Origin of the sequence: Streptococcus sp. (assembly GCF_019414905.1) — a bacterium.
Lineage (GTDB): Bacteria > Bacillota > Bacilli > Lactobacillales > Streptococcaceae > Streptococcus.
In genome coordinates this window covers 1-3,482 of the sequence record NZ_DXLC01000071.1, presented here as the reverse complement: position 1 = coordinate 3,482, position 3,482 = coordinate 1, and the positions used below count along the sequence as shown (strand labels likewise).

Annotated in this window: 5 protein-coding genes; 2 read left to right on the top strand and 3 right to left on the bottom strand. The window is 42.0% G+C overall.

All coding sequences use genetic code 11. The features are described 5' to 3' along the window. Nucleotides 1-173, top strand: a 173-nt coding sequence (locus tag QZ359_RS01820; protein WP_293956956.1) for an IS3 family transposase, incomplete at its 5' end; no start/stop codon positions are given. 109 nt (nucleotides 174-282) lie between these two features. Here QZ359_RS01820 and QZ359_RS01815 read toward each other — a convergent pair. Genes QZ359_RS01815 through sdaAB form a run of 3 tightly spaced genes read right to left on the bottom strand, consistent with a single transcriptional unit; the run spans nucleotide 283 to nucleotide 2,489 of the window. Next, the gene (locus tag QZ359_RS01815; RefSeq protein ID WP_261030818.1) at nucleotides 283-915 is read right to left on the bottom strand and encodes an HAD-IA family hydrolase; all 633 of its coding nucleotides are present in this window, start codon (nucleotides 913-915) and stop codon (nucleotides 283-285) included. 21 nt (nucleotides 916-936) lie between these two features. After that, entirely contained in the window at nucleotides 937-1,809 is an 873-nt protein-coding gene (gene sdaAA, locus QZ359_RS01810; protein ID WP_261442716.1) for an L-serine ammonia-lyase, iron-sulfur-dependent, subunit alpha, read from the bottom strand. 8 nt (nucleotides 1,810-1,817) lie between these two features. Then, nucleotides 1,818-2,489, bottom strand: a complete 672-nt coding sequence (gene sdaAB / locus QZ359_RS01805) for an L-serine ammonia-lyase, iron-sulfur-dependent subunit beta (RefSeq protein WP_000838912.1) — start codon at nucleotides 2,487-2,489, stop codon at nucleotides 1,818-1,820. A 241-nt stretch (nucleotides 2,490-2,730) separates the two neighbouring features. Here sdaAB and QZ359_RS01800 point away from each other — a divergent pair, with 241 nt between their 5' ends. Beyond that, nucleotides 2,731-3,336 carry a LysM peptidoglycan-binding domain-containing protein gene (locus QZ359_RS01800; RefSeq protein WP_293956042.1) on the top strand — a complete coding sequence of 202 codons (606 nt, stop codon included), beginning with the start codon at nucleotides 2,731-2,733 and terminating at the stop codon, nucleotides 3,334-3,336. The last annotated feature ends 146 nt before the right edge of the window (nucleotides 3,337-3,482 follow it).

Below are 3,482 nucleotides of genomic sequence, written 5' to 3'. Positions count from 1 at the left end.
AGATTTATGAACTTAGAAAACAAGGATATAGCATAGAGAAGCTTTCAAATAAATCACTTAATCAATTGGAACAAGCTATTATAGACTATATTGATTATTACAATAACAAGAGAATTAAGGTAAAACTAAAAGGACTTAGTCCTGTGCAGTACAGAACTAAATCCTTTCAATAATTATTTGTCCAACTTTTTGGGGTCAGTACAAAAAACTTGGTAATATGCGTTTTGTTATGTAGAAACTTACTTCATTTTCTTCTGAAATGGGGTTGTCGCCCAGTCTATGTTATTGAAAATACTCCAAAACTTCTAAGGGTTTGTGGGCGATATAATCAGGTTGATAGTTTAGTAGATCTGCTTGCTCTCCAAATCCCCAAGTGACGGCCAATTTCTGAATGCCTGTTTCTTGAGCTCCCAGCATATCAAACTTGGTATCTCCGATGATGATGACTTGTTCATGGCTTAGTTGATGTGTCTGCAAGGCTTGGCGAATGACATCTGCCTTATGAGGTGCTTCAGGGCTGGAACCATAAATGCCATCAAAGAAATGATAGATTCCCAAATTTTTAGCCATGTCTTGAGCGGTTGGAGTATTTTTTGTTGTGGTGATATAAAGAGGATATTTGCTCGCTAGTTCTCCAAGCAAGTCTACAATCTGAGGAAAGAGTTGAGCTTCATGGATGCCTTTTGCCTTGTAGTAAGAACGGTATATCTGCACAGCCTCAGCGATTTGTTCTTTGGGCAGGCAGGTCGCAAAACTACTTTCGAGGGGCGGTCCCATAAAACCACGAATCGTTTTGGCATCAGGGCTAGGCACTCCCAGTTCCTTAAAGGTATGGGTAAAGGCATTGTGAATCCCGATAGAACTGTCAACGAGGGTTCCATCTAGATCGAAAAAGATAGCTGTGATAGAGGTCATGGTTTCTCCTATTTGATAAGCTTATTCTCCGAAAATTTCTTTTTGGAGGCGACGACCAGTAGGGGTGGCAGCAAGTCCACCTTCAGCTGTTTCACGAAAGGCAGTTGGCATGCTTGAACCCACTTGGTACATGGCATCGATAACTTCATCCACAGGGATTTTAGATTCGATACCTGCCAGGGCCATGTCTGCTGCGATGAAGGCAAAGCTAGCTCCCATGGCATTACGTTTAACACAGGGAACTTCAACCAAGCCGGCCACAGGGTCACAGATGAGGCCCAGCATATTTTTAATGACAAAGGCAATGGCTTGACTGGCCTGATAAGGTGTTCCACCTGCAGCCAGAGTCAAGGCAGCAGCACTCATAGCAGAGGCCGAACCAACCTCGGCCTGACAGCCACCTTCAGCACCTGAGATAGAGGCGTTGTTTGCGATGACTAGTCCAAAGGCACCGGCAGCAAAGAGGAAATCCAGCTGTTGTTCGTGGCTGAGGTCTAATTTTTCAATAGCAGCTGTTAGAACTGAGGGCAGACAGCCAGCACTTCCTGCGGTCGGAGTGGCACAAACCAAGCCCATTTTAGCATTGTGTTCATTGACTGCAATGGCATTTCGGGCAGCAGAGAGAATCGTGTAATCTGACAGAGTTTTTCCGTTTTTGATGTAGTGATCCAATTTGGCAGCATCTCCACCTGTCAGGCCACTACGAGATTTATTTTCATTGAGGCCAAGTTGGACAGAGGCTTTCATGACTTCCAGATTGCGTTCCATGAGAAGGAGGACTTCTTCACGTTCGCGACCAGTCAATTCAAACTCTGTTGTAATCATGAGTTCTGCGACATTTCCTTGAAAGTCCAGTTCTGCCTGCTCGACCAATTCTTTGATAGAATAAAACATGTTTCCTCCTATTTAAAGAAATTGACATTGTGGAGATGAGGGATTTTTCGAATTTCTTCGATGGCCTCATCACAGTTGCGACTGTCAACTTCGATAATCATAATGGCTTTTTCACCAGCTTTTTCACGAGTAACATTCATCTGGGCGATATTGATACCATAGCGTGAAAGGGCTTCTGTTACGAGGGCAATCATACCTGGAATATCTTGATGAACGATGATGATAGTCGGTGTATTCATATTGAGAGAGACGGCAAAGCCATTGAGTTCGGTGACCTGAATATTCCCTCCACCGATAGAAATACCAGTCACGCTGATGGTCTTGTGGGCATTTTTGACGGTAATTTTAGTGGTGTTTGGGTGAGGGGCATTGCTGTCTTTCTGAATGGTCCAGACAATCTTGATGCCGCGCTTGTGGGCAATTTCCAGGCTGTTTGGGATTTCAGGATCATCTGTATCCATGCCCAAAATACCTGCAACAAGGGCTAGGTCTGTTCCGTGACCACGATAGGTCTTGGCAAATGAGTTAAAAAGTTGGAATTCGACTTCTGTCGGAGTATCATCAAAAATGGAAGAGACAATCTTCCCAATACGAACAGCACCAGCGGTATGGCTACTAGATGGGCCAATCATAACTGGTCCGATGATATCAAAGACAGATTGAAAACGAAGTGATTTCATCAGTTTCCCCTTATAAAAATTCTTATCTCTATTATATCAAAGAATAAAGGTCTTGACTTTAATTGTGGATGAAAACCTTTCTAATACCTCAAATAGCATAAAAATAGTATCTTTTATGACAAAAAACACATTATTTCGGGAAATAAAAAATAATTTTGTAATATTTCTACATAAAAGTGTCAAGAAACGGTAATATTTAAAGGGTATCATAGAAATATAGAAAGAAGGAGAATTTTCAAATATGAAATCAACAACTAAAAAGATTAAAACAACTCTTGCAGGAGTAGCTGCCTTGTTTGCAGTATTTGCTCCATCATTTGTATCTGCTCAAGAATCATTAACTTACACTGTTAAAGAAGGTGATACACTTTCAGAAATCGCTGCAACTCACAACACAACAGTTGAGAAATTGGCAGAAAACAACCACATTGACAACATCCATATGATTTATGTTGGTCAAGAGTTGGTTATCGACGGTCCAGCAGCGCCAGTAGCACCAGCTTCAACGACTTATGCAGCACCAGCTGCTCAAGATGAAACTGTTTCAGTTCCAGCAGCAGAAACTACAGAAGTAGAGGAGGAAACTCCAGTAGCAGAAGAAACGGTTGCTTCAACTGTAAGCGGATCTGAAGCAGAAGCTAAAGAATGGATCGCTCAAAAAGAATCAGGCGGTAGCTACACAGCTACAAACGGACGTTATATCGGACGTTACCAATTGACAGATTCATACTTGAACGGTGACTACTCAGCTGAAAACCAAGAACGTGTAGCAGATGCCTATGTTGCAGGACGTTACGGTTCATGGACAGCCGCTAAAAACTTCTGGCTTAATAACGGCTGGTATTAAGAAATAACGAACAGAATAATATGAAAAGGTCGAGGAAATCCCTCGACTTTTTATATTTCTTTCGGTTGATAATAGGTCTCTACTTCTTTTTTGGCTCTTTGTCAACTGTAGTGGGTTGAAGTCAGCTAAGCTCGAGAAAGGACAAA